This is a genomic window from Microbacterium sp. ZW T5_45 (assembly GCF_044987415.1).
Lineage (GTDB): Bacteria > Actinomycetota > Actinomycetes > Actinomycetales > Microbacteriaceae > Microbacterium.
The window spans coordinates 1-22,430 of the sequence record NZ_JBJDRJ010000051.1 but is presented as its reverse complement, the minus strand read 5'-3'; the positions used below and the strand labels follow the sequence as shown (position 1 = coordinate 22,430).

18 protein-coding genes and 1 pseudogene are annotated in these 22,430 nt (G+C 67.9%); 12 read left to right on the top strand and 7 right to left on the bottom strand.

Features of this window, described 5'->3' with window-relative positions; translation table 11 throughout:
• Positions 1-207: 207 nt before the first annotated feature.
• The gene (locus tag ACI3KS_RS18000; RefSeq protein ID WP_404919913.1) at positions 208-1,254 is read right to left on the bottom strand and encodes a D-2-hydroxyacid dehydrogenase; all 1,047 of its coding nucleotides are present in this window, start codon (positions 1,252-1,254) and stop codon (positions 208-210) included.
• A gap of 96 nt (positions 1,255-1,350) precedes the next feature.
• Here ACI3KS_RS18000 and ACI3KS_RS17995 point away from each other — a divergent pair, with 96 nt between their 5' ends.
• Both ACI3KS_RS17995 and ACI3KS_RS17990 read left to right on the top strand, forming a co-directional pair.
• Positions 1,351-2,268 (top strand): aldo/keto reductase, encoded by a 918-nt coding sequence (locus ACI3KS_RS17995; RefSeq protein ID WP_404919912.1) that lies wholly within the window; start codon positions 1,351-1,353, stop codon positions 2,266-2,268.
• Positions 2,265-5,234: a glycoside hydrolase family 2 TIM barrel-domain containing protein gene (locus tag ACI3KS_RS17990; protein WP_404919911.1), complete on the top strand. Its 2,970-nt coding sequence runs from the start codon at positions 2,265-2,267 to the stop codon at positions 5,232-5,234. Before ACI3KS_RS17995 ends, ACI3KS_RS17990 begins: the two co-directional genes overlap by 4 nt.
• Positions 5,235-5,255: 21 nt before the next feature.
• Here ACI3KS_RS17990 and ACI3KS_RS17985 read toward each other — a convergent pair whose 3' ends face one another.
• The gene (locus tag ACI3KS_RS17985) at positions 5,256-6,272 is read right to left on the bottom strand and encodes a LacI family DNA-binding transcriptional regulator (protein ID WP_404919910.1); all 1,017 of its coding nucleotides are present in this window, start codon (positions 6,270-6,272) and stop codon (positions 5,256-5,258) included.
• A 150-nt stretch (positions 6,273-6,422) separates the two neighbouring features.
• Between ACI3KS_RS17985 and ACI3KS_RS17980 the strand changes: the two genes are divergently transcribed.
• Genes ACI3KS_RS17980 through ACI3KS_RS17965 form a run of 4 tightly spaced genes read left to right on the top strand, consistent with a single transcriptional unit; the run spans position 6,423 to position 10,660 of the window.
• The gene (locus ACI3KS_RS17980) at positions 6,423-7,745 is read left to right on the top strand and encodes an ABC transporter substrate-binding protein (protein ID WP_404919909.1); all 1,323 of its coding nucleotides are present in this window, start codon (positions 6,423-6,425) and stop codon (positions 7,743-7,745) included.
• Positions 7,746-7,789: 44 nt separating this feature from the next.
• Positions 7,790-8,701 (top strand): carbohydrate ABC transporter permease, encoded by a 912-nt coding sequence (locus ACI3KS_RS17975; protein WP_404919908.1) that lies wholly within the window; start codon positions 7,790-7,792, stop codon positions 8,699-8,701.
• A 1-nt stretch (position 8,702) separates the two neighbouring features.
• A complete protein-coding gene (locus tag ACI3KS_RS17970) occupies positions 8,703-9,491 on the top strand; it encodes a carbohydrate ABC transporter permease (RefSeq protein ID WP_404919907.1) in 789 nt (262 codons plus the stop codon).
• Between the two features lie 26 nt (positions 9,492-9,517).
• Positions 9,518-10,660: a glycoside hydrolase family 99-like domain-containing protein gene (locus ACI3KS_RS17965; RefSeq protein WP_404919906.1), complete on the top strand. Its 1,143-nt coding sequence runs from the start codon at positions 9,518-9,520 to the stop codon at positions 10,658-10,660.
• Positions 10,661-10,710: 50 nt separating this feature from the next.
• Here the strand turns inward: ACI3KS_RS17965 and ACI3KS_RS17960 are convergent, their stop codons facing one another.
• From ACI3KS_RS17960 to ACI3KS_RS17950, 3 genes are read right to left on the bottom strand one after another with little or no spacing between them, the layout of a single operon-like run.
• Positions 10,711-11,952: a four-carbon acid sugar kinase family protein gene (locus ACI3KS_RS17960; RefSeq protein WP_404919905.1), complete on the bottom strand. Its 1,242-nt coding sequence runs from the start codon at positions 11,950-11,952 to the stop codon at positions 10,711-10,713.
• The gene (locus ACI3KS_RS17955) at positions 11,945-13,207 is read right to left on the bottom strand and encodes a RuBisCO large subunit C-terminal-like domain-containing protein (protein WP_404919904.1); all 1,263 of its coding nucleotides are present in this window, start codon (positions 13,205-13,207) and stop codon (positions 11,945-11,947) included. The genes ACI3KS_RS17960 and ACI3KS_RS17955 overlap by 8 nt, the downstream gene beginning before the upstream one ends.
• The gene (locus ACI3KS_RS17950) at positions 13,207-15,180 is read right to left on the bottom strand and encodes a glycoside hydrolase family 127 protein (RefSeq protein WP_404919903.1); all 1,974 of its coding nucleotides are present in this window, start codon (positions 15,178-15,180) and stop codon (positions 13,207-13,209) included. The genes ACI3KS_RS17955 and ACI3KS_RS17950 overlap by 1 nt, the downstream gene beginning before the upstream one ends.
• 168 nt (positions 15,181-15,348) lie before the next feature.
• Here ACI3KS_RS17950 and ACI3KS_RS17945 point away from each other — a divergent pair, with 168 nt between their 5' ends.
• From ACI3KS_RS17945 to ACI3KS_RS17930, 4 genes are all read left to right on the top strand, one after another.
• Positions 15,349-16,686, top strand: a complete 1,338-nt coding sequence (locus tag ACI3KS_RS17945; RefSeq protein WP_404919902.1) for an ABC transporter substrate-binding protein — start codon at positions 15,349-15,351, stop codon at positions 16,684-16,686.
• Positions 16,687-16,813: 127 nt separating this feature from the next.
• Positions 16,814-17,698 carry a carbohydrate ABC transporter permease gene (locus ACI3KS_RS17940; protein ID WP_404919901.1) on the top strand — a complete coding sequence of 295 codons (885 nt, stop codon included), beginning with the start codon at positions 16,814-16,816 and terminating at the stop codon, positions 17,696-17,698.
• Position 17,699: 1 nt separating this feature from the next.
• Complete coding sequence (locus ACI3KS_RS17935) at positions 17,700-18,605, top strand: carbohydrate ABC transporter permease (protein WP_404919900.1); 906 nt, start codon at positions 17,700-17,702, stop codon at positions 18,603-18,605.
• Positions 18,606-18,607: 2 nt separating this feature from the next.
• Positions 18,608-19,258 carry an aspartate/glutamate racemase family protein gene (locus ACI3KS_RS17930; RefSeq protein ID WP_404919899.1) on the top strand — a complete coding sequence of 217 codons (651 nt, stop codon included), beginning with the start codon at positions 18,608-18,610 and terminating at the stop codon, positions 19,256-19,258.
• A gap of 54 nt (positions 19,259-19,312) precedes the next feature.
• Here ACI3KS_RS17930 and ACI3KS_RS17925 read toward each other — a convergent pair whose 3' ends face one another.
• A complete protein-coding gene (locus ACI3KS_RS17925) occupies positions 19,313-20,242 on the bottom strand; it encodes a sugar-binding transcriptional regulator (RefSeq protein ID WP_404919898.1) in 930 nt (309 codons plus the stop codon).
• A gap of 277 nt (positions 20,243-20,519) precedes the next feature.
• On the bottom strand, positions 20,520-21,218 hold the full coding sequence (locus ACI3KS_RS17920; protein ID WP_404919897.1) for a carbohydrate ABC transporter permease: 699 nt from the start codon (positions 21,216-21,218) through the stop codon (positions 20,520-20,522).
• A 149-nt stretch (positions 21,219-21,367) separates the two neighbouring features.
• Between ACI3KS_RS17920 and ACI3KS_RS17915 the strand changes: the two are divergent.
• Together ACI3KS_RS17915 and ACI3KS_RS17910 are read left to right on the top strand one after the other, a co-directional pair.
• A pseudogene (locus ACI3KS_RS17915) lies at positions 21,368-21,805 on the top strand (substrate-binding domain-containing protein); the annotation flags it as partial.
• Positions 21,806-22,015: 210 nt separating this feature from the next.
• Positions 22,016-22,430: hypothetical protein (locus ACI3KS_RS17910; protein WP_404919896.1), on the top strand; the 415-nt coding region annotated here is incomplete at its 3' end.

Here is a 22,430-nt window from a genome sequence, read left to right as displayed (position 1 = left end):
GATCCGCACCGCCTCCGCCCGCTCCGCAGGCGTGTATTGCACCCTCCTGATCGGCGGCCTCTTCCCACGCTCATCACTCATCTCATCCATCAGGACCAGACTCCACCATCACAGGGGCACCCCATGCGAAAGCATCATGATCTCGTGCGGTTGACCTGTTTTCGTGCTGATGCGGGAGCCCATCGAGCACGGCCGCGTGAGCTCAGGTCAGTAGAACTCGACCGTGTCGACGCGGTTCACCAGCGGCTCGCCGTCGATCAGCCTCGTCGCGTTCGCAGCGAACAGTTCAGCGATGCGGTGTTCCTCGCCGACATCGGTGCCGGCGTTGTGCGGACTCACCAGCACGTTCGGCAGGTCCCACAGCGGGTTGTCCTGGGGGAGCGGTTCGACCGCGAACACGTCGAGAGCCGCGAACACGACCTGTCCGGAGATCAGGGCTTCGATCAGCGCCGGCTCGTCCACGGTCGAGCCGCGACCGACGTTGACCACCGTGATGCCTGGTTTGGCCTGCGCGATGGCCTCGCGCGACAGCATCCGCTCGGTCAGTGCGGTGCCGGGCAGCGCGAGCACAACGGCATCGGCCGTCGACAGCGCCGCCCCCAGCTCGGCGACCGGCCGGATCTCGGCGACGCCCGGCGCGTCGACGGCGCGACGATGGATGCCGGTCACGTGCGCGCCGAGCGCGTGCAGCTTGCGAGCGACCGTGCGCCCGATGCCGCCGAGGCCGATCACGACGATCCGGCTGCCGTCGACCTGGGGCAGCGGACGCCGTGCACCCCATTCGCGGCGCCGCTGCTCGGCCAGCAGGCGCGAGACGCCCTGGAACCCGGCGAGCACGCCGAGCACCGCGAACTCGGCGAGCGGGCCGCCGTGCACGCCCCCTGAGGTGGTGAAGACGATCCGCTCGAGGTCGTCGGCGGAGAGCGCCGCGTCCTTGATCTGCGCACCGCCGCCGGCGGGGGTCGTGTGCACCCAGCGCAGTCGGGGATTCGCGGCGACCGTGCGGTGCAGCTGCGCCGGGTCCTGGTCGGGCACGCCGTACAGCGCCTCCGCCCCGTCGAGCAGCTGCTCGAAGCGGGCCTGCTGATCGGCCGTGCGCCGGAACGCCGGGTCGCCCGTGTGATCGCCTTCCGACAGCTGCGGGGGGAGGAGGGAGTGATCGCGGATCAGCTCCAGACGGGGCTCGCGCTGCTCGATCAGTCGGCAGAGCTCCTCGGGGAGCGGGGTGGGGACGAAGACGCGGAGCGCGGTCACGGCATCCTTCCGGATCGACGACGGGGAGCGCTGCGGGTGCGCCGCGTCCAGGCTATAGTTGATCTCAGATTCATAGACGAATGGATATTCATTCCCATGTACTCCCTCGTGCTCGGAACCTCCGGTCTCGGTGCGGACGATCGGGACGCCGCGCTCGCGACGGCGACCGCGCTCCTGTGCAGCGGACACCTCATCGACACCTCGAATGCCTACGCCGGGGGCGAGTCAGAGCGGGTTCTCGGGCGCGCGCTCGATGGCTTGCCGCGGGCGGAACGCACGGTGGCCGCCGACCGCATCCTCACCAAGGTCGACGCGGATCCGGCGACCGGTGCCTTCGACGCGCATCGCGTCCGGCGCTCGGCGGAGGAGAGCAGGGAACGGCTCGGAGTGGATCGCCTCCGGATGCTGCACCTGCACGATCCCTACGGTGTCACGGTCGATGAGGCCTTCGCTCCCGGCGGGGCGGTCGAGGCGCTCGTCGAGCTCCGAGAGTCCGGCGTCGCGCAGGCGATCGGCATCGCCGCGGGCCCGATACCCCTACTGCGCCGCTACGTCGAGTCGGGGGTCTTCGATGCAGTGCTCTGTCACAACCGCTGGACGCTGGTCGACCGCAGCGCCGGAGACCTCTTCGCCGCGGCCCACGCATGGGGGATGACCGTCTTCAACGCCGCGCCCTATGGCGGCGATCTCCTGGTCAAGGGTGCGCGCCCCGGAGCCCGCTACGCCTACCGGCCGATCGACGACGCCCTCTCGACATGGACCGAGGCGCTGTTCGCCGTGTGCGCCGATCACCGCGTCCCACCCGCATCCGTCGCCCTCGCCTTCTCGGCGCGCTCGCCGCATGTCGACCACACAATCGTCGGCGTCTCGTCGCCCGAGCGCCTTGCAGAGCTGCAGGCGCTCGCCGCGGTCGCGATCCCCGACGGCCTCTGGGCCGCGATAGACGAGCTCGGCCCCGCTCCCACGCCCATCGACGACGCGGCGGACCGCCGTGGACACGGAGACCTCTCATGACCGACCGCTACTGGGAGAGCACCCGACCGGGCGCTGGACACCGCGCGCCGCGCGCCGATGCGCCGACGGATGCTCCGACGCTGAGTCTGAACGGCGAGTGGCGGTTCCGTCTCAGCCCGACCGCCGCCGGTACGGGAGAGGAGTTCGTGGGCGGGACGTTCGACGACGCCGACTGGGACCCGATGCCGGTTCCCTCGCACTGGGTGCTCGAGGAGTTCACGCCGTTGGCGGGTGGGCCGCGGCGGCGGATGCTGGGCACCGCCGAAGGCCCGTTGTACACGAACACCGCCTACCCGATCCCGCTCGACGCTCCTCACGTCTCCGAGGCGAATCCGACCGGCGACTACCGGCTCGAGTTCGCGGTGCCGACGGGGTTCGAGAGGGCGGTGCTGCGCTTTCAGGGCGTGGACTCGTGCGCCAAGGTGTGGCTCGACGGCGAGGAGCTGGGCTGGTCGATGGGCAGCCGTCTGCCGTTCGAGTTCGACGTCGCGCTCGTGCCGGGGCTCCACGTGCTCGCGGTGCGCGTGCACCGCTGGTCGGCCGGCACCTATCTCGAGGACCAGGACATGTGGTGGTTGCCCGGCATCTTCCGTGACGTCGAGCTGATCGCGCGACCGTACGGGGCAATCGACGATCACTTCGTGCATGCCGACTACGACCACGTGGCCGGCGTTGGAACGCTCCGCGTCGACGCATCGACGGATGCCGTCGTCGAGCTCCCCGAGCTCGGCATCTCGATGCCGACCGGTGAGACCTGGTCAGGGGTCGTCGACGCGTGGAGCGCCGAGTCGCCCCGGCTGTACCGCGGCACGCTGCGGTCGGCGGGCGAGACGGTGGAGCTCGCGGTCGGGTTCCGGCGCGTGGAGATCGTCGACGGGGTGTTCACGGTGAACGGGCGGCCGGTGACGTTCCGCGGCGTCAACCGGCATGAGCACGATCCGCGTCACGGGCGGACCCTCGATGTCGAGACGATGAGGCGCGATATCGAGCTCATGAAGCGGGCGAACATCGACGCGGTGCGCACGAGCCACTACCCGCCGCATCCGGAGTTCCTGCGTCTGTGCGACGAGCTCGGGCTGTGGGTCGTGCTCGAGAACGATCTCGAGACCCACGGGTTCATCTACGAGGGGTGGGAGCACAACCCGCCCGCGCTGCCCGAGTGGCGGGATACTCTGCTCGACCGCCTGGTGCGTAGCGTAGAGCGCGACAAGAACCACCCGAGCATCGTGATCTGGTCGCTCGCGAACGAGAGCATGACCGGCGAGGCCTTCGGGGCGATGCGCCGCTGGCTGGATGAGCGCGACCCCTCACGGCCGGTGCTGTACGAGCGGGATCCGAGCTATCAGGACTCCGACTTCTACTCGGTCATGTACCCCTCGCTCGAGCTCCTCGAGCTGATCGGGCAGCGCAAGGAGCCGAAGGGCGGCCGGCTCAGCATGCACGGACTGGTGTTCGGAGAGTCCGACGCGGACGCCGAGGACGCGCCCGACCCCGTCGATGAGCGACGCAGGGGCCTGCCGTTCCTGCTCGTCGAGTACGCCCACGCGATGGGCAATGGCCCGGGGTCGCTGTCGGACTACTGGCGCATCATGCGCGAGCACGACCGCATCTGCGGCGGTTTCGTCTGGGAATGGATCGACCATGGGTTCGCGACCGAGACGGCGGACGGCATCCGCTTCATCATGCACGGACAGGACGTGGACTACGAGCCGAACGGCGGGCGCTATTCGCTGCACGGCCTTGTGACGAGCGACCGCGAGCCGACGGCGGGACTCGTCGAGCTGGCGAAGGCGTACGCGCCGCTGCGCATCGAGATCGAGGGTGGAGCGGTCACGATCCGCAACGATCGCCACTCCGCATCGACCGCGGACCTGCGCTTCGTCTGGACCCTCGAGGAGGGAGCAGAGACCCGTGGATCCGGTGAGTTGGACGTGCCGGAGCTCGCGGCCGGAGAGTCCGTCACGATCGAGGCTCCGGCCGGCGCAGGGCTGCTGACCGTGCGTGCGGTGCTCGCCGCCGAGACCTCCTGGGCTCCGGCCCGGCATGTGCTCGCGTGGGGGCAGCGCGAGAGCGCGCGGCCTGCGTCGTCGGTGCGCCCTGCTCCGGTCGGAGGCTCGGCTCCGACCGGGTCCGAGGTGCACCTCGGTGCTGCGATCTTCGACGCGCATAGCGGGCGGCTGCGTTCGTGGGGCGGCGTCGAGCTCGACGGCCCGTGGCTCGACCTGCATCGGGCGCCGACCGAGAACGACCGCGGACAGGGCGACAGCAACAACAGCGCCCGCGTCTGGGCGCAGACCGGCATGGACCGGATGGAGCACCGGACGGATGCCGTGCGCACGGGCGACGGCTGGCTCGAGGTCACCGGCCGCACGGCGCCCACGACGCACCCGCACGGCGTGGCCTGGTCCATGCTCTGGCAGGAGGACGGCGACGGCCTCGAGCTGAGCGTGACGGCCGACTTCGTGGGTCCGTGGGCGGACACCCCGTACATGCATCGCGACATCTGGGTGCCGCGTCTCGGGCTGCTGTTCGCGCTGCCCCGCGGCTACGCCGATGTCGAATGGCAGGGGCGGGGACCGGGGGAGTCGTACGTCGACTCGTTCGAGGCATCGCCGCTCGGTCGATACCGGGCGAGCATCGACGATCTGCAGGTGCACTATCCGGTGCCGCAGGAGAACGGCAACCACGTCGACACGAGTCTGCTGCGGGTGTCGGGTGCGGAGCTGCCGACGCTGCAGGTCGAGGGGCGCGATGTGTTCGACTTCACGGCTCGGCGATGGACGTCACTCGACCTGCAGACGGCATCCCGCCCCTACGAGCTCGTCGACAGCGGGCGGGTATGGCTGAACATCGACCACCGCCAGCTCGGACTGGGGTCGGCATCCGTGGGCCCTGCGACACCCGAGCGCTACCGCATCCCACGCGAGCGCACGACCTGGCGCGTGCGGCTGTCGATCGCGCGCTGACTGCGGCATATCCGGCCATGCTCACCGGGCGGGGACGGTGGACTCCCGGATCACGAGCTCCGGAGTGAAGATGAGGTGCTGCTGCGGTGAGCCTTCGGTCGACGTCTGGTGGAACAGCAGCTCCGCGGCGAGACGTCCGAGGTCCGCGATCGGCTGACGAACGGTCGTCAACGGCACGACCATCTGCGCGGCGAGCTCGATGTCGTCGTGTCCGACGATCGCGACGTCCTCAGGGACCCGCACCCCGCGGCGGATGAGAGCGTTCAGGATGCTGAACGCGATCATGTCGTTCCCGCACAGGACGGCGTCCGCGGGGTCGCTCGGATCCAGAACGGCATCGACCAGTGCAGCCCGTTCCGCGATGCTGCGCCCGAGAGCGTCCACGCGGCGCAGTCTCGTCTCCGCGCCGAGGCCGAGGTCGCGGATCGCCTGTTCCGCCCCTTCGACGCGGGAGTCGAGGACGGCCCCGCCGGCGGGGCCGCCGGCATACAGGATGCGACGCCGGCCGATCGACAGCAGATGGCTCATGCCGAGGTAGCCGCCCCGGTGATGATCGACCGTGATCGAGGCGGCGTCCAGCCCGGGCTTGTCATCACCGAGAAGCACGATGGGCGCATCCACCGCGTGCAGGTCGCCGAGGTTCCGCGTCTGCGCGTTGACGGACGTCAGGATGACCCCGCTGACGCGCATCTCGGCGAGACTGCGGAGATACTCGCGCTCGCGCTCTTCGTCGCCGGCGGTGTCGCAGAAGACGACGACGCATCCACGGTCTCGAGCTGCTTCCTCGACATGTCGGGCGAGCTCGGTGAAGAAGGGATTCGCTCCGTCCGGCACGACGAAGCCGATCACGCTGCTGCGGTTGCCTCTCAGGGTGCGCACCGCCCGGTTGGGGACGAAGTTGAGCTCGGCGATGGCTCGCTCGATCCTCTCAGCGGTGGCCGGCGCGATCGTCTTCGTCTCGTTGATGTAGTTCGACACGGTGCCCAAGGAGACGCCGGCGTGCTCGGCGACCTGTGTGATCGTCGCTGATCTCTTCATAGCACCCCCTTCGGTGAAATCTTTCACTTGCGAGCATAGCAATCGAGTGACTGGTCTTGACATGGCATTTGCTCTGGGCATATCTTCGCCGATGAGACTAAGTGAAACATTTCACTTTTCCTCCTCGGACCCACAGCAAAGGAGCTAGGCATGAACGGACGACAGCGCACGCGGGGTGCGATCCTCATAGGTCTCACGGCGGGGGCGGTCCTGCTCTCCGGCTGCGTCGGTACGACGACCGACGGCGGACAGGGTTCCGATGACACGACGGTCACGTGGTGGGCATGGAACGCGTTCGACGCCGACAACGTCATCGCGCAGTTCGAGGAGGCGAATCCCGGAGTCACGGTCGATTACAAGCAGTACAGCTACAACGACTACGTCACTGCGATCCGCACTGGCCTGACCTCTGGTGATGGGCCCGACGTCTTCCAGCTGCAGCCCGGTGAGCTCGTCGACAACTTCGGCTCCCTGGCGCTGCCGCTGGACGATGCCCTCACCGAGGCGATCGGGCCGGAGTGGAAGGACGAGTTCTATCCCGAAGGGTTGTCTCAGCTCCAGCTCGACGGGGCCCAGGTCGCCCTGCCGTCCTACATGAGCGCCGGTGGGTTCATCTACTACAACGCGACGATCCTCGAAGAGCTCGGACTCGAGGTCCCGACTGATCTCGATGAGTGGGCCGACACCTGCGCCGCGATCGTCGCCGGCGGACGCGATTGTCTTGCACACGGTGCGAAGGATGCCTGGGTCAACACGGATGTCTTCCTGTCCCTGATAAACAGCGTGGCGCCCGGCGAGGTGTACGACGCCATCGCGGGTGACGCCGACTGGACGGATGAGGCGTTCGTCCGGGCCATGGACGCGTGGCAGTCGCTGTTCACCTCGGGAATCATCCCGAAGGGCGCGACGGCCATGGCCGAGTACCCCGATGCGTTCGGCGCTTTCCTCGAGGGGCGGGCCGCCTTCATCGCGCTCGGAACATGGAACACCCCGGGCACGATGACGAACACGGGCCTGGCGGAGTCGCAGAAGACCGTCACAGAGACGATCGACGGAGTCTTCCTCTCTGCACCGTTCCCTGCGGCCGATGCGTCCTCCGAACCCACCGCACCGTTCGGCGGACCGGACAACGGCTGGGCGGTGTCGGCGCAGACGAAGGATCAGGAGGCCGCGCTGGCATTCCTCGAGTTCCTCTCGGTCGGCGGCGGCCAGGAGATCCAGGCCGCCGGCGGCAACATCCCCGGTGTGGTCTCGATCGCGGTCGCCACGGATGACGTGATCGACGAGCGCCAGGTCGCCGATGTCGAGGGCCAGCAGCAGTCGCTGCAGTCTCTCGTCGGTGCGCGCCAGATCCCGTATCCGGATCTCGCCGCCGCCCTCGGCGAGGCGCTCTCGGCTGTCGCCGCGGGAACGCAGACGTCCGCGGAGGCGCTGGCTCAGGTGCAGGCCGTCTCCGCTTCCCTCGCCCGCTGAAACTCGGCCGGGGCGGGACGGCCCGCCCCGGCCAGAACAGGATCATGATGTCCGCGATCGCGCCACCATCCGGAGTCCGAGCGCGTCACCGACGCCGCTTCTCCCCGGCGTCGTACCTCTATCTGCTCCCCGCGCTCATCCTCGTCGTCGGGATCGTGCATGTCGGCATCGCCGCCAACATCGGGTACTCCACCCTCGACTGGAACGGAATCAGCGCGACGGCCGTACCGGTCGGGCTGGCGAACTACGCGACGATGCTCACCGACCCCGTCTTCTGGACCTCGCTCGGCAACACGGCACTGTTCGCGGTGGCGACGATCGGCCTGCAGATGGTGTTCGGGTTCCTGCTCGCCGTGCTGGTACGCACCAGGGCTGCTCTGAGGGGGCTTCTTCGCACGCTCGCCTTCGTTCCCGTGGTGCTCGCACCTGCGGTCGTCGCGACATCGTTCCGGATCCTGCTCACCCCCGACGGAGGATTCAACCGGATGCTCTCCGCCCTGCCTTTCGCCGACATCGATCAGGCGTGGTTGGCGGACCCCCGCACGGCGCTCGGGACGATCATCCTCATCAACGTCTGGCAGTACACGGGGTACAGCTTCCTCATCTATGACGCGGCTCTCGGGCAGGTCGACGGTTCCGTGCTCGAAGCCAGCCGCATCGACGGCGCATCGACCGGTCAAGTGCTCCGTCACATCGTCGCACCCCTCCTCTCGGGGTCGCATCTCGTCCTGATCGTGCTCGGCACGATCAGCGCTTTGAAGACATTCGACATCGTGTACCTCACAACGGCCGGTGGTCCCGGCAATACGACCCAGGTGCTCACCGGCTACATCTACAAGCAGGCGATCGGTCAGTTCCACGCCGGCTACGGCGCGGCTCTGTCGATCGCGCTCTGCGTCCTCGCGATGATCTTCGCCGTGCTGCAGGTGCGGCTCTCCAGCAGAGAGGCTCGCTGACATGTTCCAGCATCAGACACTCCGGGGGCGTGTGATCAGTCAGATACTCGTCGTGATCTGTCTCTTGATCCTCGTGCTGCCGCTCGGGATGATCCTTCTGACCTCGCTGCAGGGGGAGGGGGCGACCAACTACGTCGCCGTCCTCACGACCACACCCTTCGCGCTGTTCCTCTGGAACAGCCTCGTCGTCTCCTTCTGCACAGTCGCCATCGTGCTGGTCAGCGCGATCCTCGCCGCCTACGGCATCGTGATCCTCCGTCCTCGAGGTGCCCGTGTCGCGATGGTGGCGATCCTGGCCGGGATGTCGCTGCCCGCGATCGCGTTGATCGTGCCGCTCTACTCGCTCGTCCAGAGGCTGGGACTGCTGAACACGTACTGGGCGGTCGTCGTCCCGCTCGCCGCCATCTCGATCCCCTTCGGGGTGCTCGTCGGCGCGAACTACATCCGAGGGCTGCCGATCGAGCTTTACGAGGCGGCACGGTTGGATGGCGCAGGAGACTTCCGATTCTTCTGGAGCATCCTGCTGCCGATCTGCCGTCCGATCCTCGCCGTCATCGCGATCTTCACGTTCCTGGCGGCGTGGAACGAGTACCTTCTGCCTCTGATCTTCATCCAGGACACGGACCTGCAGGTACTGACACAGGTGCCCACGTACTTCCAGAGTCAGCGTCTGGTGGACACCCCGAAGGTGTTCGCGGCGAACGTGCTCATCAGCCTTCCCATCGTCCTCGCCTACCTCCTCATGCAGGGCATGTTCCGCCGCGGCATGTCGGCCGGAGCCCTGAAATGACCGCCTCCACGAATCCCAGGAGTGACATGACCCGCCCCACTGTGCTCGCCTACTACTTCCCCGACTGGCATGCCGATCCGCGCAACGCGCGTTGGTTCGGTGACGGTTGGGACGAGTGGAAGCTCCTCCGTGACGCCCGTCCACGATTCGAAGGTCATCGGCAGCCGAGGATCCCCGCCACCGGCTATCGCGATGAGTCGGATCCGGCCAACGCGGAAGAGGACATCGCGCTTGCTGCAGCGCACGGTGTCGACGGCTTCCTCGTCGACTACTACTGGTACGAGGACGGCCCGTACCTGTCTGGGGCACTGGACGAGGGGCTGCTCCGCGCCCGGAACAGCGAAGAGATGGTCTTCGCTCTGATGTGGGCGAATCACGAGCTCGTCGACATCTTCCCGTACGCGGATCCCGGCCAGGACGATGCTCGTCGGCTCGAGAACGGAGCGATCGGAAGGGCTGCGTTCGAGCGCATGGTCGATCACATCATCGAGCACTACTTCCGCAGACCCAACTACCTGCGGGTCGAGGGGCGGCCGTGGTTCTCGATCTATGAGATCGGTGGTCTCATCGAGGGTCTCGGTGGCGTCGACGAAACGGTCGACGCGCTGAGATGGTTCAGATCGAGGGTCGTCGATGCGGGTTTCGTCGGACTGCACCTGGATGCCGTGGTCTGGGGCTTCGGCGTACTGCCGACGGCGATCGCGGTCGATGATCCCGCATCGCTGCTGCGGTTGCTGGAAGTGGACTCGGGCACGTCGTACGTGTGGGTCCACCACACGGACGTCGACACGTACGACTTCCCGAGAGGCGACGTGCAGCGGCTTCAGGACGAGGCTTTCGCCGACTACGAGAGACTGCGGGCAGAGCTGCCCATGCCGTTCCACCCGAACGTCACAGTCGGCTGGGACTCATCGCCGCGGACCGCGCAGGACGTGGCGTTCGTGAGGGGGCGCTATCCGTTCACGCCTGTCTGGGACCAGACGCCTGAGGAGTTCGAGGTCGCGCTGCGCCGTGCGAAGAGCTTCATCGAGGAGCAGCCGACCCCGTTCCCGGTGCTGACGGTGAACGCATGGAACGAGTGGACCGAGGGATCCGCGCTCCTCCCGGACCGCGACCGCGGCACGCGCTATCTCGAAGCGATACGCCAGGTGTTCGGCGCCGGGGAGTGAGCGCCGCGCCGGGCGTCCCGGCTCGCCCACGTGCCGGGAACACCGATGCCTCAGACGTCGAGCGAGCGGATGTCGGTGAACAGCGAGTCCGCGCCGACCTGGCCGCCCTTGAGGAGCAGCTCCAGACCGTCGACGCCGGGGAGTGCGGATGACGCGCGAAGCAGCACGACGTTGGCGACCGGGTTCGCAGCGATCGCGAGCGAGTCCACTCCGAGCAGGCGCGTGACACGCCCCGAGGTGTCGCCTCCCGCGACGATCACCCGGCGCACGAGATCGGTCACGGCGCGGATCGCCTCGGCGGCCGCGTCGGCGATCCGCTCCAGGGTGTCCGTGCCGACAGGCGCCTCGTCGGAGGTGAGCACGACGCTGCGCCCCGCCGACAGCGCCTCGCGGACGCGTGCTGCCTGCGCCTCGGCATCCGTGAAGGACAGGTGCTCCACCAGCCAGCCCGACTCCGATGCGTGGAGAATCTGACGGCTGGTCTGCGCCGAGCGGCTGCCGGACACGGCGAGCACGGGCCCCCGCGACCCTGTGGCCTGTGGAAGCGCGACTGCGTCACCGGGGTCGGCAGCGCCGATTCCCCAGCTGAGTCCGCCGGACCCGATCGCGAACACCGGCGCCTGCTGCGCGAGCAGCGCGCGGCCCACCGCTTCGGCATCCGCATTGTCGATCGCATCGAGCACGACCGCGGCATCCGCCGAGGACTCCAGCCGTGCGGCGAGGTCGGAGTACTCGAGTCGGGTGATCCCGCCGATCGGCAGCGCGGTCTGGGCCGAGAAGTGCTGCGCGAGGTCGGCCTCGTGCATCGGCGTCGACGGGTGCGTCGACATGGTCGGCTGGCGGTCGAGGCGGTACACGGTGCCGCCCTCGGCGGCGAAGTGCGTGCCGAACACCGTGAAGCGACCGAAGTCGGGCTGCGCGAACAGCATCGGCACTGCGGCATCCGAGACGACCTCGCGGCCCACCTCGATCACGCGACCGATGCTGCCGATCTCCGGCGACGAGTCCGCCGTCGAGCAGGCCTTGTACTGCACGACCTGCGGTGACAGCGCGTGCAGCGCCTCCAGCGCGGGGCGCACCTCCGCGTCGATCCGCTCGGTCGGCAGCGACCGGGCGATGCCCGCGATGCCGACCACGTCATGAGCGGATGCCGCATCGCGCAGCAGCCCGTCATCGGGAAGCCCCACGAACAGTCGGCCCGACCAGCCGTGCCGGGCGAACTGCAGCAGCACGTCGACGCTGCCGGTGAAGTCGTCGCCGTAGTACCCGACGCGCAGGGTCGAGTCAGACACGGGCTGGCCCGAACAGCTCGGCGGCTCGGCGCAGTTCGGCCGAAGCGCTCAGCGCCTGATCGACGCTCTCGCCGCGCTCGGCAGACGCCCACGCCGCGCGCATGCTCGCGACTCCGGCGGCGGAACCGTCGGGGTGGCCGTGGATGCCGCCTCCGGCGAGCACGAGCACATCGCTCGTCCGCACCGCGGCATACGTGGCGTGCGCGAGCCCGCCCCATTGTCCGCTGGAGAGCACCGGCACGGTCGAGGTGATGCCGAGCAGCGGTTCGCGCACCGCGGCGATCGAGTCGAGCACCTCAGCATCCGTCTCGTAGAACTTGTTGCTGATGCCGTTGGTGTGCAGGTGGTCGGCCCCCGAGAGCCGCGCGATCTTCTGCCATGCCCGGAACCCTATCCCGAGCTGCTCCGAGCGCATGATGCCGCCGAGCATCGTGCGGTGCCCGTGGATGGGGACCTCGGAGTGGCGGTTCAGGAACTCGAGACCGGCGAAGCCGACGAGGTTCACGCACGCCATGACGCAGGTGCCGCCCGCCGCGACGACGAGGTCGTGGTTCGCCTCGAGGCGACCGATGTCGTCGGTGATGTTGAAGGCGTACATCGGCATCACGCCGGTGCGGTCGGCGTGGCGCTTGAGCACCGGCATGACGGCGTCCACGCGCGCCTGCAGCGGCGCATTCGGGCCGTTGCCCTGCAGCTCGTCGTCCTTGATGAAGTCGACGCCCGCGGCGGCCAGCTCGCCCACGAGCTCGCCGAGCTGCGCCGGGGTCAGCCCGATACTGGGCTTCACGATCGTGCCGATCATCGCCCCCTCGGGGCGCGACATGAGTCGGCGGGTGCCCTCCACGCCGAACTTCGGCCCGCGGTAGCGCTCGGCGAAGGCCGTAGGAAGGTCGAGGTCGATCAGCTTGATGGCTGCGAGCTCCTTGATCTCGAACAGGTTGCCGGCGACGGCCGCCAGGAGGTTCGGCAGCGACGGCCCGAAGTTGTCGAGGGGGAACCGCAGCCGCAGCACGGCGCGCCGGCGCTCGGCCGGGTCGCCGATCGAACCCGGCAGAGCCGATGCTCCGGTGAGCGGCACCTCGGTGAGGCTCTCGACCTGCGCGGCGAAGCGGGCCCGCACCTCGTCCGATTCGCGCGCGACCCGCACGAAGGTGCCGGTGGACTGCTCGCCCGCGAGCACCTCGGCGGCATGCTGCAGCGGCAACGAGGTCTCGATGATGTACGTCGCGATGACGTGCTCCACGGGGGTGCCCATCACCACACCACCGGCAGCCACACCGACATCTCCGACGGGCCGCGATTGCCCCAGGCGAAGTAGGGGAGCAGTGAGACGGATGCCGTGGCGAGCTCGGTGTCGCCGAGCTCTGTGTACAGGGCGTCCTCGTCGCTCTCCGGGATCACCACCAGCTGCGTCTGCAGCAGCGCGACGGGGACTCCGGCGATCTCACCGCGGAGGACATCGAACCCGGTGCCACGGCGGAAGGCCGCCCGCTCGAGCACGACACCGTCGGGGAGGTCGGTGCTCTCCAGCGCATAGACCACCGGACCACGCCGCACGGCGATCTGGTTGGTGATCTCCTCCGCGAGTCGGTGTCCGCGGAGCACGCGCACCGGCATCGGCAGGAACAGTTCGATCACGTCGCCGACCTTCCAGGCGCGGTCGATCCGCGTGTAGGTGCCGGGAGCAGAGACCTCGTGCTCGTCGCCGTCGACCGTGAGGGTCGCGCCTCGGGACCAGCCGGGTATCCGCACGTGCACCGGAACACCACCGTCGGCGGCGGCCGTCACGGTGAACGCGATCCTTTCGCTCCACGGGTAGTCGCTGTCCTCGCGCAGGCTCAGCACGCCTCCGGCGAGATCGATCGCGCTGCCGCCGTACTGGTGGATGAACAGCCCGTCGGCGGAGACGGATGCTGCGCGCTCGTGGAATCGCGCCAGCGTGCGGGCGATGTTCGGAGGGCAGCAGAAGCAGCTGAGGTACCGTTCGCGCAGTCGCTCGTCCGAGGGCGGCGGACTCGGCACCGGGTGCATGCCGGTGTCGCCGGGGCGACGCAGCGGGAACGGCAGGTCGCGCACCTGGCGCAGCGGATTCGTGTAGAAGTACTCGTCGCCGTCGAGGTCGACGCTCGAGAGCAGGCTGTTGAACGAGATCTGCTCGATCACGTCGGCGTAGCGCGCGTCGCCCGTGAGCGACAGCATCCGCTCGCTCCACAGGATCATGCCGATGTTCGCGCACGACTCGTTGTGCGCGGTCGTGTTCGGCAGCTGGAATGCGCGCCCGTACGCCTGGTGGACTCGGCTGATGTCCTCCTGCCATGGTGAGCCGTCGGGGGAGGCGCCGTCGTAGAGCGCTCCGCAGCCGCCGGTGATGTAGAGCTTGGTGTCGACGACATCGTTCCAGAGTCCCTCGAGCACCTGCAGCAACTCCTGGTCGCCGTTCTCGGCGACCAGGTCGGCGAGTCCGGCGTACAGGTAGTTGGCGCGAACGGCGTGACCGGCCGCGACCTTCTGCTCGCGCACGGGAAGGCGGTCCTGGTTGTCGTCGCCGCCCTCGAAGTCGTCGCGCACCCCCAGGAAGGCCTCGGCGAGTTCCAGGTACTGCGGGTCCTCGGTGGCGCGGTACAGCTCGATCACGGCCATGTAGTGCGACGGGCAGATGGCGCTGCGGGCCAGTTCGACCGGCTTGTTCGTCGCGAGGTCCTCGAGGAACGACGCTGCGCGCTTCGCGACATCGAGCAGCGTCTCGCTGCCCGTGACCTCGAAGTGCCGCACTCCCATGGTGATGAGATGGCCGAGGTTGTAGGTCTCGAAGTGGAACCGATCGGCGAGGGCCACCGCCTGCTCGGCATGACGGCTCTGGATGAGCACGGGGGTGTGCAGGTAGCCGTCCTCGCGCTGCACCGAGGCGATCAGACGGGCGAGCTCGTCGACCTGGGCTGCGAGCTCATCGGTCGGCGCCACTTCGAGCTGAGCGATCGCCGCTTCGAGCCACTTGTAGAAGTCGCCGTCCATGAACGGAGGACCGTCGTGCGCGCCGTCCTCGAGACCCGCGGCGATGCGGAAGTTGCGGAGGCCCGGACTGACCTCTCCGTCGCTGAGGGACTGCCAGATCGTCGGCACGGTCGAGGTGAAGGTGCGGTCCTGCACGGATCCCCAGAATCCGCTCGACCATCGCGCCTCTGCGGCGTGCAGAGGACGGAGCGGAGCGTGGGGGGAAGAGGTCGTCATTGAGCGGTCCCTGTGTCGATGCGAGTGTCGTTCGATTCAGCAGTATGTCACGATTTCGAGCCTAAGTGAATATTCTTTCAGTACTGAGTGTTGACACACCGAGTCGGAATCCGTAACGTTTCACGTACACCGACACACAGCACGTTCGTCGTCAAGGAGGACGCATCCATGAACTCTCGCCGCACCCCCCGCGCGCTTCTCGCGTCGGGGTTCGCCCTGCTCACCATCGCCTCGCTCGCGGCGTGCTCGACCGGAACCGCTGACGGCGGCAGCGGGGGAGACGCCGGTGGAGCGACGGGTACCGACCCCGAGTCCTTCACGGTTCTCAGCGCGAACGAGAACACCACACTCGCCACCGAGCTCGACGCCCTCGCGTCCGGTGCGTGCAAGGCCGAGAACGACGATCTGCCGCTCGAGCACCAGACGGTCGCGCAGGCCGACGTGGTGCAGAAGGTCACGCTGTTGGCCAGCCAGGACTCGCTGCCCGCGCACTTCATCGCCGGCACCGCGATGGTCCGCCCCGACGGCGACCTGGGAGCGGCCGACCTCGTGCTCGACTACAAGACCGCGCTCGACGATCTGGGGGTGTGGGACCAGATCCTTCCGGCGGCCTCGTCGACCATCGAGAACGTCTACGGGCAGATGGTCTCGCTGCCGTACCAGTACAACCTCGAGGGCATCTTCTACAACAAGGAGATCTTCGCGGAGCTCGGCATCGAAGAGCCGCAGACCTGGGACGAGCTGCTCGACGCCAATGACGCGCTCCTCGCCGCAGGCTACACGCCGATGGCCGAGGCCGGCGCCGCCGCCTGGCCGGTCACCCGACTGATCGGCATGTACGCCTACCGTCTCGCCGGTCCCGACGCGATGACCGCGATCCGTGACGGCGACGCCAAGCTCACCGACCCCGAGTACGTCGAGGCCGCGCAGGCCGTCGCCGACCTCGCCGCCGCCGGATACTTCGGCGAGGGATTCATCTCGAAGGACGCTGCGGCCGCGACCAACGACTTCCTCACCGGCAAGGCCGCGATGAAGTACGACGGCACCTGGCTTCTCAGCAACATCAACAACGAGGACGAGAACCAGATCGGCATCGACAACGTCGGGTTCATGCCGTTCCCGGCCGTCGACGGCGGCAAGGGCACGATCGACCAGTGGCCCGCCAACGCCGGCACCGCTTTCGCGATGAACCCGAAGACGTACGGGCCGAAGGTCGGTGCGTGGCTGAAGTGCATCGCCGAGAACTACGGTTCGCAGGCGCTGTCGGATGCCGGTGTGATCTCGGGCTTCAAGGTCAACGAAGAGGTCCCCGACCTGCCCGTCACCACGCAGGCGATCCAGGAGAAGGTCGCCGAGGTCGACGAGACCGTGCTGTGGTTCGAGGCACTCATGGATGGCAAGTCGACGAGCCTCGCACAGTCGAACATGTCGCTCCTGGTCTCGGGTCAGCTCTCGGCTGAGGAGTACATGACCCAGCTCCAGCAGAGCATCGACCAGAACCGCTGACGCCCTCGTCCGGTGCCGACGTCATCGTCGGCACCGGACACCGACCCCCGGCCCGGGCCCGCAACCGCACTGATCCACTCCGCAGCTGCAGGCCCGGGCCGACATCCGTCACGAAAGCACGCCGCCCATGAAACGCGTCTTCGGTGATCGCAAGACGATCATCATCCTGCTCGCACCCACCCTGGTGCTCTACGTCGGTCTCAAGCTCGTCCCGGTGGCCTGGTCGCTGGGCCTGTCGTTCTTCGAGGGCAACACGCTCCGTGGGTTCGAGTTCGTCGGCGTCGACAACTTCGCCAAGTTCTTCCAGGACCCCGCCGGCATCCAGTCGCTCTGGGTGAGCATCATCTTCGCGGTGCTCGCCACGGCAGGGCAGATCGTGTTCGGCTACCTGCTGGCGCTGCTGTACGTGTTCGTGCTGCGCAAGGGATCGGCCTTCCTGCGCACCGCGGTCTTCTTCCCCATGGTGCTGCCGACGGTGGCGGTCGCGCTGTTGTTCAAGAGCTTCGTCGCCGTCGGCGACAACCAGGGCCCTGTGAACGACCTCCTCAACTTCCTCGGCCTCGGCAGCGTCGAGTTCCTCGCGTCCACGGTGGGCACCATGGGCGTCGCTCTCGCGATGACGTGGTGGAGCTCGATGGGCTTCTACGCCGTGCTGCTCTACACAGGGCTGCTCGACATCCCCGACGAGGTCATCGAATCGGCGCGCATCGACGGGGCGAACGGCCTCAAGCTCGTGCGGCACATCGTGCTGCCGCTGTCGCTGCCGATCCTCATCTCCTCGATCATCTTCAGCTTCAACTCCACTCTGAAGGTGTTCGACAGCCTGCTCGCCCTCAACGGCGGCGGCCCCGGCACGACCACCGCGCCGCTCACCCTGTACATGTACCGCACGGCCTTCGAGTACGCGGAGTACGGCTACGGATCCACGATCGCCCTCGTGCTGACGATCCTCTGCCTGGTCTTCACGCTCGCGGTGTTCCGGTCGTCCAGCAAGAAGAATGCGGAGGCCTGAGATGTCCGAGACGCAGACCCTGGTGGGGGTTCCCCCTCTCGCCCGCAAGCCCAGGCCGGCACCGGTCGCGCGCACCGCGTTGCGCATGATCCGTCGCATCCCGGTGTGGTTCGTCGTCACGCTGCTGCTGATCATCGTGCTCTACCCGCAGCTGTGGATGATCCTCGGCTCGTTCAAGACCCAGTCCGAGTTCCTCTCGAATCCGACATGGGCGCTGCCCGAATCGTTCAACCTCGAGAACTACATCGCTGCGTTCACCCGCGGCAACGTCGCGACGAACTATCGCAACAGCCTGTTGGTCACCCTGCCCTCTGTCGCCCTGATCGTGCTGCTCGGCGTGGCCGCCGGCTATGCGCTCGAGGTCATGATCTGGAAGGGGCGTCACACGACGCTGCTGCTGATCCTCGCCGGCATCATGGTCCCTGGGCAGATGATCCTCGTGCCGCTGTTCACCGTGTACTTCAAGCTCGGACTCACGAACTCGCTGTGGCCGCTGATCATCACCTACACCGTGATGGGGCTTCCGCTCACGACGTTCCTCATGGCGACGTACTTCCGCTCGGTGCCCCGCGAGGTGTTCGAGGCGGCGACGATGGACGGATGCAGTCCGCTCAAGCAGTTCTTCGTGATCGGACTCCCGCTCATGAAGAACGCGATCCTCACGATCGCGCTCGTGCAGTTCTTCAGCGTGTGGAACGACCTGCTCATCGCGCTGACCTTCACCTCGAAGCCCGAGCTCGCCACGATCCAGGTGGGCCTGCTGAGCATGAACGACGAGTACGGATCGACCCAGTACGGGCCGCTGTTCGCGGCCATCAGCATCAACATCGTGGCACTGTTGATCGTGTTCGTCTTCCTCAACAAGAAGATCATGGCCGGCATGGCAGCCGGCTCCGTGAAGGGATAGTCATGACCCGCATCGCGTTCCTGCACACCGGCGCCGTCGTCATCCCGCCGGTCGCCGAGCTGGCCGGCCGGTTGATCCCGGATGCGGCGACCGTGAACTACCTCGACGACAAGATCGTCGCGGATCTCGCAGACCCCGACCGGGCCTCGTCCGTGGAGATCCGGCTCGAGGACCTGGTCCGCGCGGCGCAGTCGGCAGGGGCGGATGCCGTCATGCTGACGTGCTCGTCGATCTCGGGCTATGCGGCGGAGCTCGGCTCGAGGGTCGGCATCCCGGTGCTGCGCATCGACGAGGCCATGACGGACCAGGCCGTCGCGACCGGGTCGCGCATCGCCGTGATCGCGACACTGCCGACCACTCTCGCGCCGACGCTGGCGCTGATCGCCGAGCGTGCGGCGCTCGCCGGTGCAGCGCCCGAGGTGATCAGCGAGGTCGTCGACGGGGCGTTCGCCGCAGTCTCCGGGGGAGACCGGCCGCGCCACGACGAGCTCGTGGGCGCGGCGATCCAGCGGCTCGCCACGCAGGCCGACGTCGTGGTGCTGGCGCAGGCGTCGATGGCGAGTGCGGCGGCGTCCGTCACGGTCGACGTGCCGGTGCTGACCAGTCTCGAGGCCGGGATCACGAGGTTGCGGGACGCGCTCGCCGCGGGGTGACGTCGGGCCGCCGCACTCGATCTTCGAGGAGTTGTGAGGGGCGACCTCGGTTCCTCAGCCTTCGAGCAGCGCCTGAGCAGTGCGCAGATCCGTGACCAGTGCGTTGATCCAGCCCCCGGCGACGGCGCCGCGGATCGCGTCGACCTTGTGCGCTCCGCCGGCGATGCCCAGGCGGCGGGGGATGCGGCGCAGATCATCGACGGGGATCGCGATCACGCGCTCGTCGAAACCCTCCTGCACGGGGGTGCCGTCGAGGCGGTAGGTGCGGTGGCAGATGTCGCCGACGGCTCCGTCGGCGAGCAGCTCGGCTCGCTCGGCGGCGGTGAACGCATTGCCGCTGGACGCGAGGACGTCGCTCGGTTCGATCGTGCCGATGCCCATGATCGTCATCGTGAGTTCGCGCCAGCGTCGGCTGATGTCCTGCATCGCCGGATCCTCGAGCAGCGAATCCCTGATGGCGGCGTTCGCGACGATACCGGGGGCCTGCACGTGCACGGCCTCGGCGCCCAGGATGCGCGAGAGATCGCCGAGCAGATGGTGGCTGTGGCCCTGGACCTCGGGAGCCCCGGATCCGCCCAGCAGCTGCACGACCTCGGTCGCGCCCCGGGCTGCGAACGGACGCATCCGGTCGACCACGGCGAGCAGGGTCTGGCTCCACGACGAGACGCCGATGCGGTCGGTTCCGGCAAGGGTGGCCTCGAGGTAGGCGGCCGCTCCGGCGCCGATCGATGCGAGGGTCTCGTCGCGGTCGGCATCCGGGTCGACGTCGACGACGACGGCTTCGGCCAGGCCGAAGCGCTGCTCGAGGAGCTCCTCGGTCTCGGCGTAGACGCCGGGCGCGACGGTGACGATCGTGCGGACGATCCCGACGGATGCCGCACGCTTCAGGAGTCGGGACACCTTTGCCTGCGAGATGTTGAGGGCGTCGGCGATGTCGGCCTGCCGGATGCCGCGTTCGTGGTACATCCGGGCGACCTTCGTCATCAGTCGCACTTGCCCGTCGAGCGGTCGGCTGTAAGTATTCGAAGGCACGGGCGCCGTCCTCTCCCGCGATCTCATGAAGATTCGCTAACGAAAGAATATTCAACCCGGGGTTGTGGCGCCAGTTCTGAGGGTCTTGTGACCCCGGTGGTGACACTGTGCGACACAGGCCTGCTCGTCCCGGCATCCGCCCGCGTCGGCATCCGCCGCTCGCGCGAGTTCCGGTGCGCACGCGGTTGATCGGCATCGAGCCCGGCGGCCCGGCGAGCGGATCGACGCTTCAGCCCTTCACGGCCCCCGCCAGTGCGCCCTGCACGAAGTAGCGCTGGAACAGCAGGTAGACGATGAGCACCGGAATCGCCGACATGAAGATGAAGGCGTTCATGGGCCCGTAGTCCGTGCCGTGCTGCGTCGAGAAGCTCTGCACCGCGAGGGGGATCGTCCAGTTCGACTGCGTGCGCAGCAGGGTCGTGGCCATGGCGTACTCGTTCCAGGTGGCGACGAAGTCGAGCACGAACAGCGCCGCGAGGGCCGGCTTCGCGAGCGGCAGGATGATCTGCCAGAAGATGCGGAACGTCGATGCGCCGTCGATGCGGGCCGACTCCTCGAGCTCGTCCGGCACTCCTCGGAAGAAGCCATAGAGAACGAAGATCTGGTAGGGGATGCCGAACGCGAGGTACGGCAGGATCATGCCGCCGAGAGAGTCCAGCAGCTTCAGGTCGAGCATCGTGTTGAAGAGAGGTCCGAGGCCGATCTGGATCGGCACCATCGAGCCCACCGCGATGATCATCAGAACCACCCGACCGCCGCGGAAGCGGATGCGGGCGAGGGCGAAGGCCGCTGCGGCGGCGATCGCGAGTCCGAGCGGCACCTTGATCGCGGCGACGAGCAGGCTGTTGCCCGCCGTGACCCAGAAGTTCCCGGTGTCGAGGGCGGCGGCGTAGTTGCCCCATTCCCAGGTCGTCGGCAGAGCCCACATGGGCAGGTTGTTCAGGTCGGGCTTGGCCTGGTCGATGAAGGGAGAAGAGCGATGAGCACCGCCGTCGCCACCCGCACCTCGGGGTCCACCCGCGGCGACTTCGGCATCCCAGCCCGTAAGCGCCGCCCCGACTACGTCACGGACCGTCGACTCGCAACGAGGCGGTCGAGCGCGAGCGCGGATATCGAGACGCCATGGCGGAGGCGGGGCTTGAGCCGCGGGTGGTCCGCGGGGCGACGGACTGGTCGCCCCGTTCGGGATTCGCCGCAGGACAGAGCGTGGACCCGACATCGTTCACCGGGGTGTTCGCGAGCAATGACGAGATCGCGCTCGGGTTCCTCAGCGCGATGGAGCACCGGGGCTTCCGCGCACCGACGCACTTCTCGATCGTGGGCGTCGACGACATGCCCACGGCCGAGTACTTCTCGCCTGCGCTGACGACCATGCGCCTGGACTTCCGATCGCTCGGGGAGACGACGTTCCGACTGCTGCATCATCAGATCACGACGGGGGAGCAGACGACCCATCTCACGGTCGAACCGGAGCTCGTCGTGAGGGAGTCGACGGCGGAGTTCAGGGGAGCGTAGACGGGTCTCTTCTTGCGCGCGTTCGGGAGGGGATCTCGCGTTCGGGCGGAGGAATCGGGCGGGGTTCTCCTCCCGATCGTGTGTTCTCCTCCCGTGCGTGTGGGGCGTATCTCGGGGCTCGTGTGATCTATTCCGGTATTCCACTTTTCTGATTCCTGGTCTGGGGATTCTCGGGGTGGGAATGTCGGTGGTCGGGTGTTCACTGGGGGTATGAACCCGATCACGGATGCTGCTCTCGGCAAGGCTGTTGACGGCCTGCGTGAGGTGCTGTCCGGGGACGTGCTGGCGGGGTTGTCGGACGAGGATCGGGCGGTGGTGTTGCGCCGGTTGGGGGAGATCGGCCGGTTGACGGATGCCGTGACGGTCGAGGCCGTTGCGTGTGCGGATGTGGAGTTCGGTCACCGGTTCGGATGCTCGGGGATGAATGAGTTGTTGCAGCGGGCGTTGTTGACGGATGCGGCGTCGGCGGGGAAGACGATCCGGGTCGCGGCGGCGGTCCGGCGGGATGTGAGTTTGTCGTCGGGGGATCGTCTTCCGGCGAAGTGGCCGCTGCTGCGGGAGGTGCTGTTGGACGGGGTGATCGGGGTGGCGGGGGTTCTCGCGGCGATCGGCCCGTTGGAGGCGA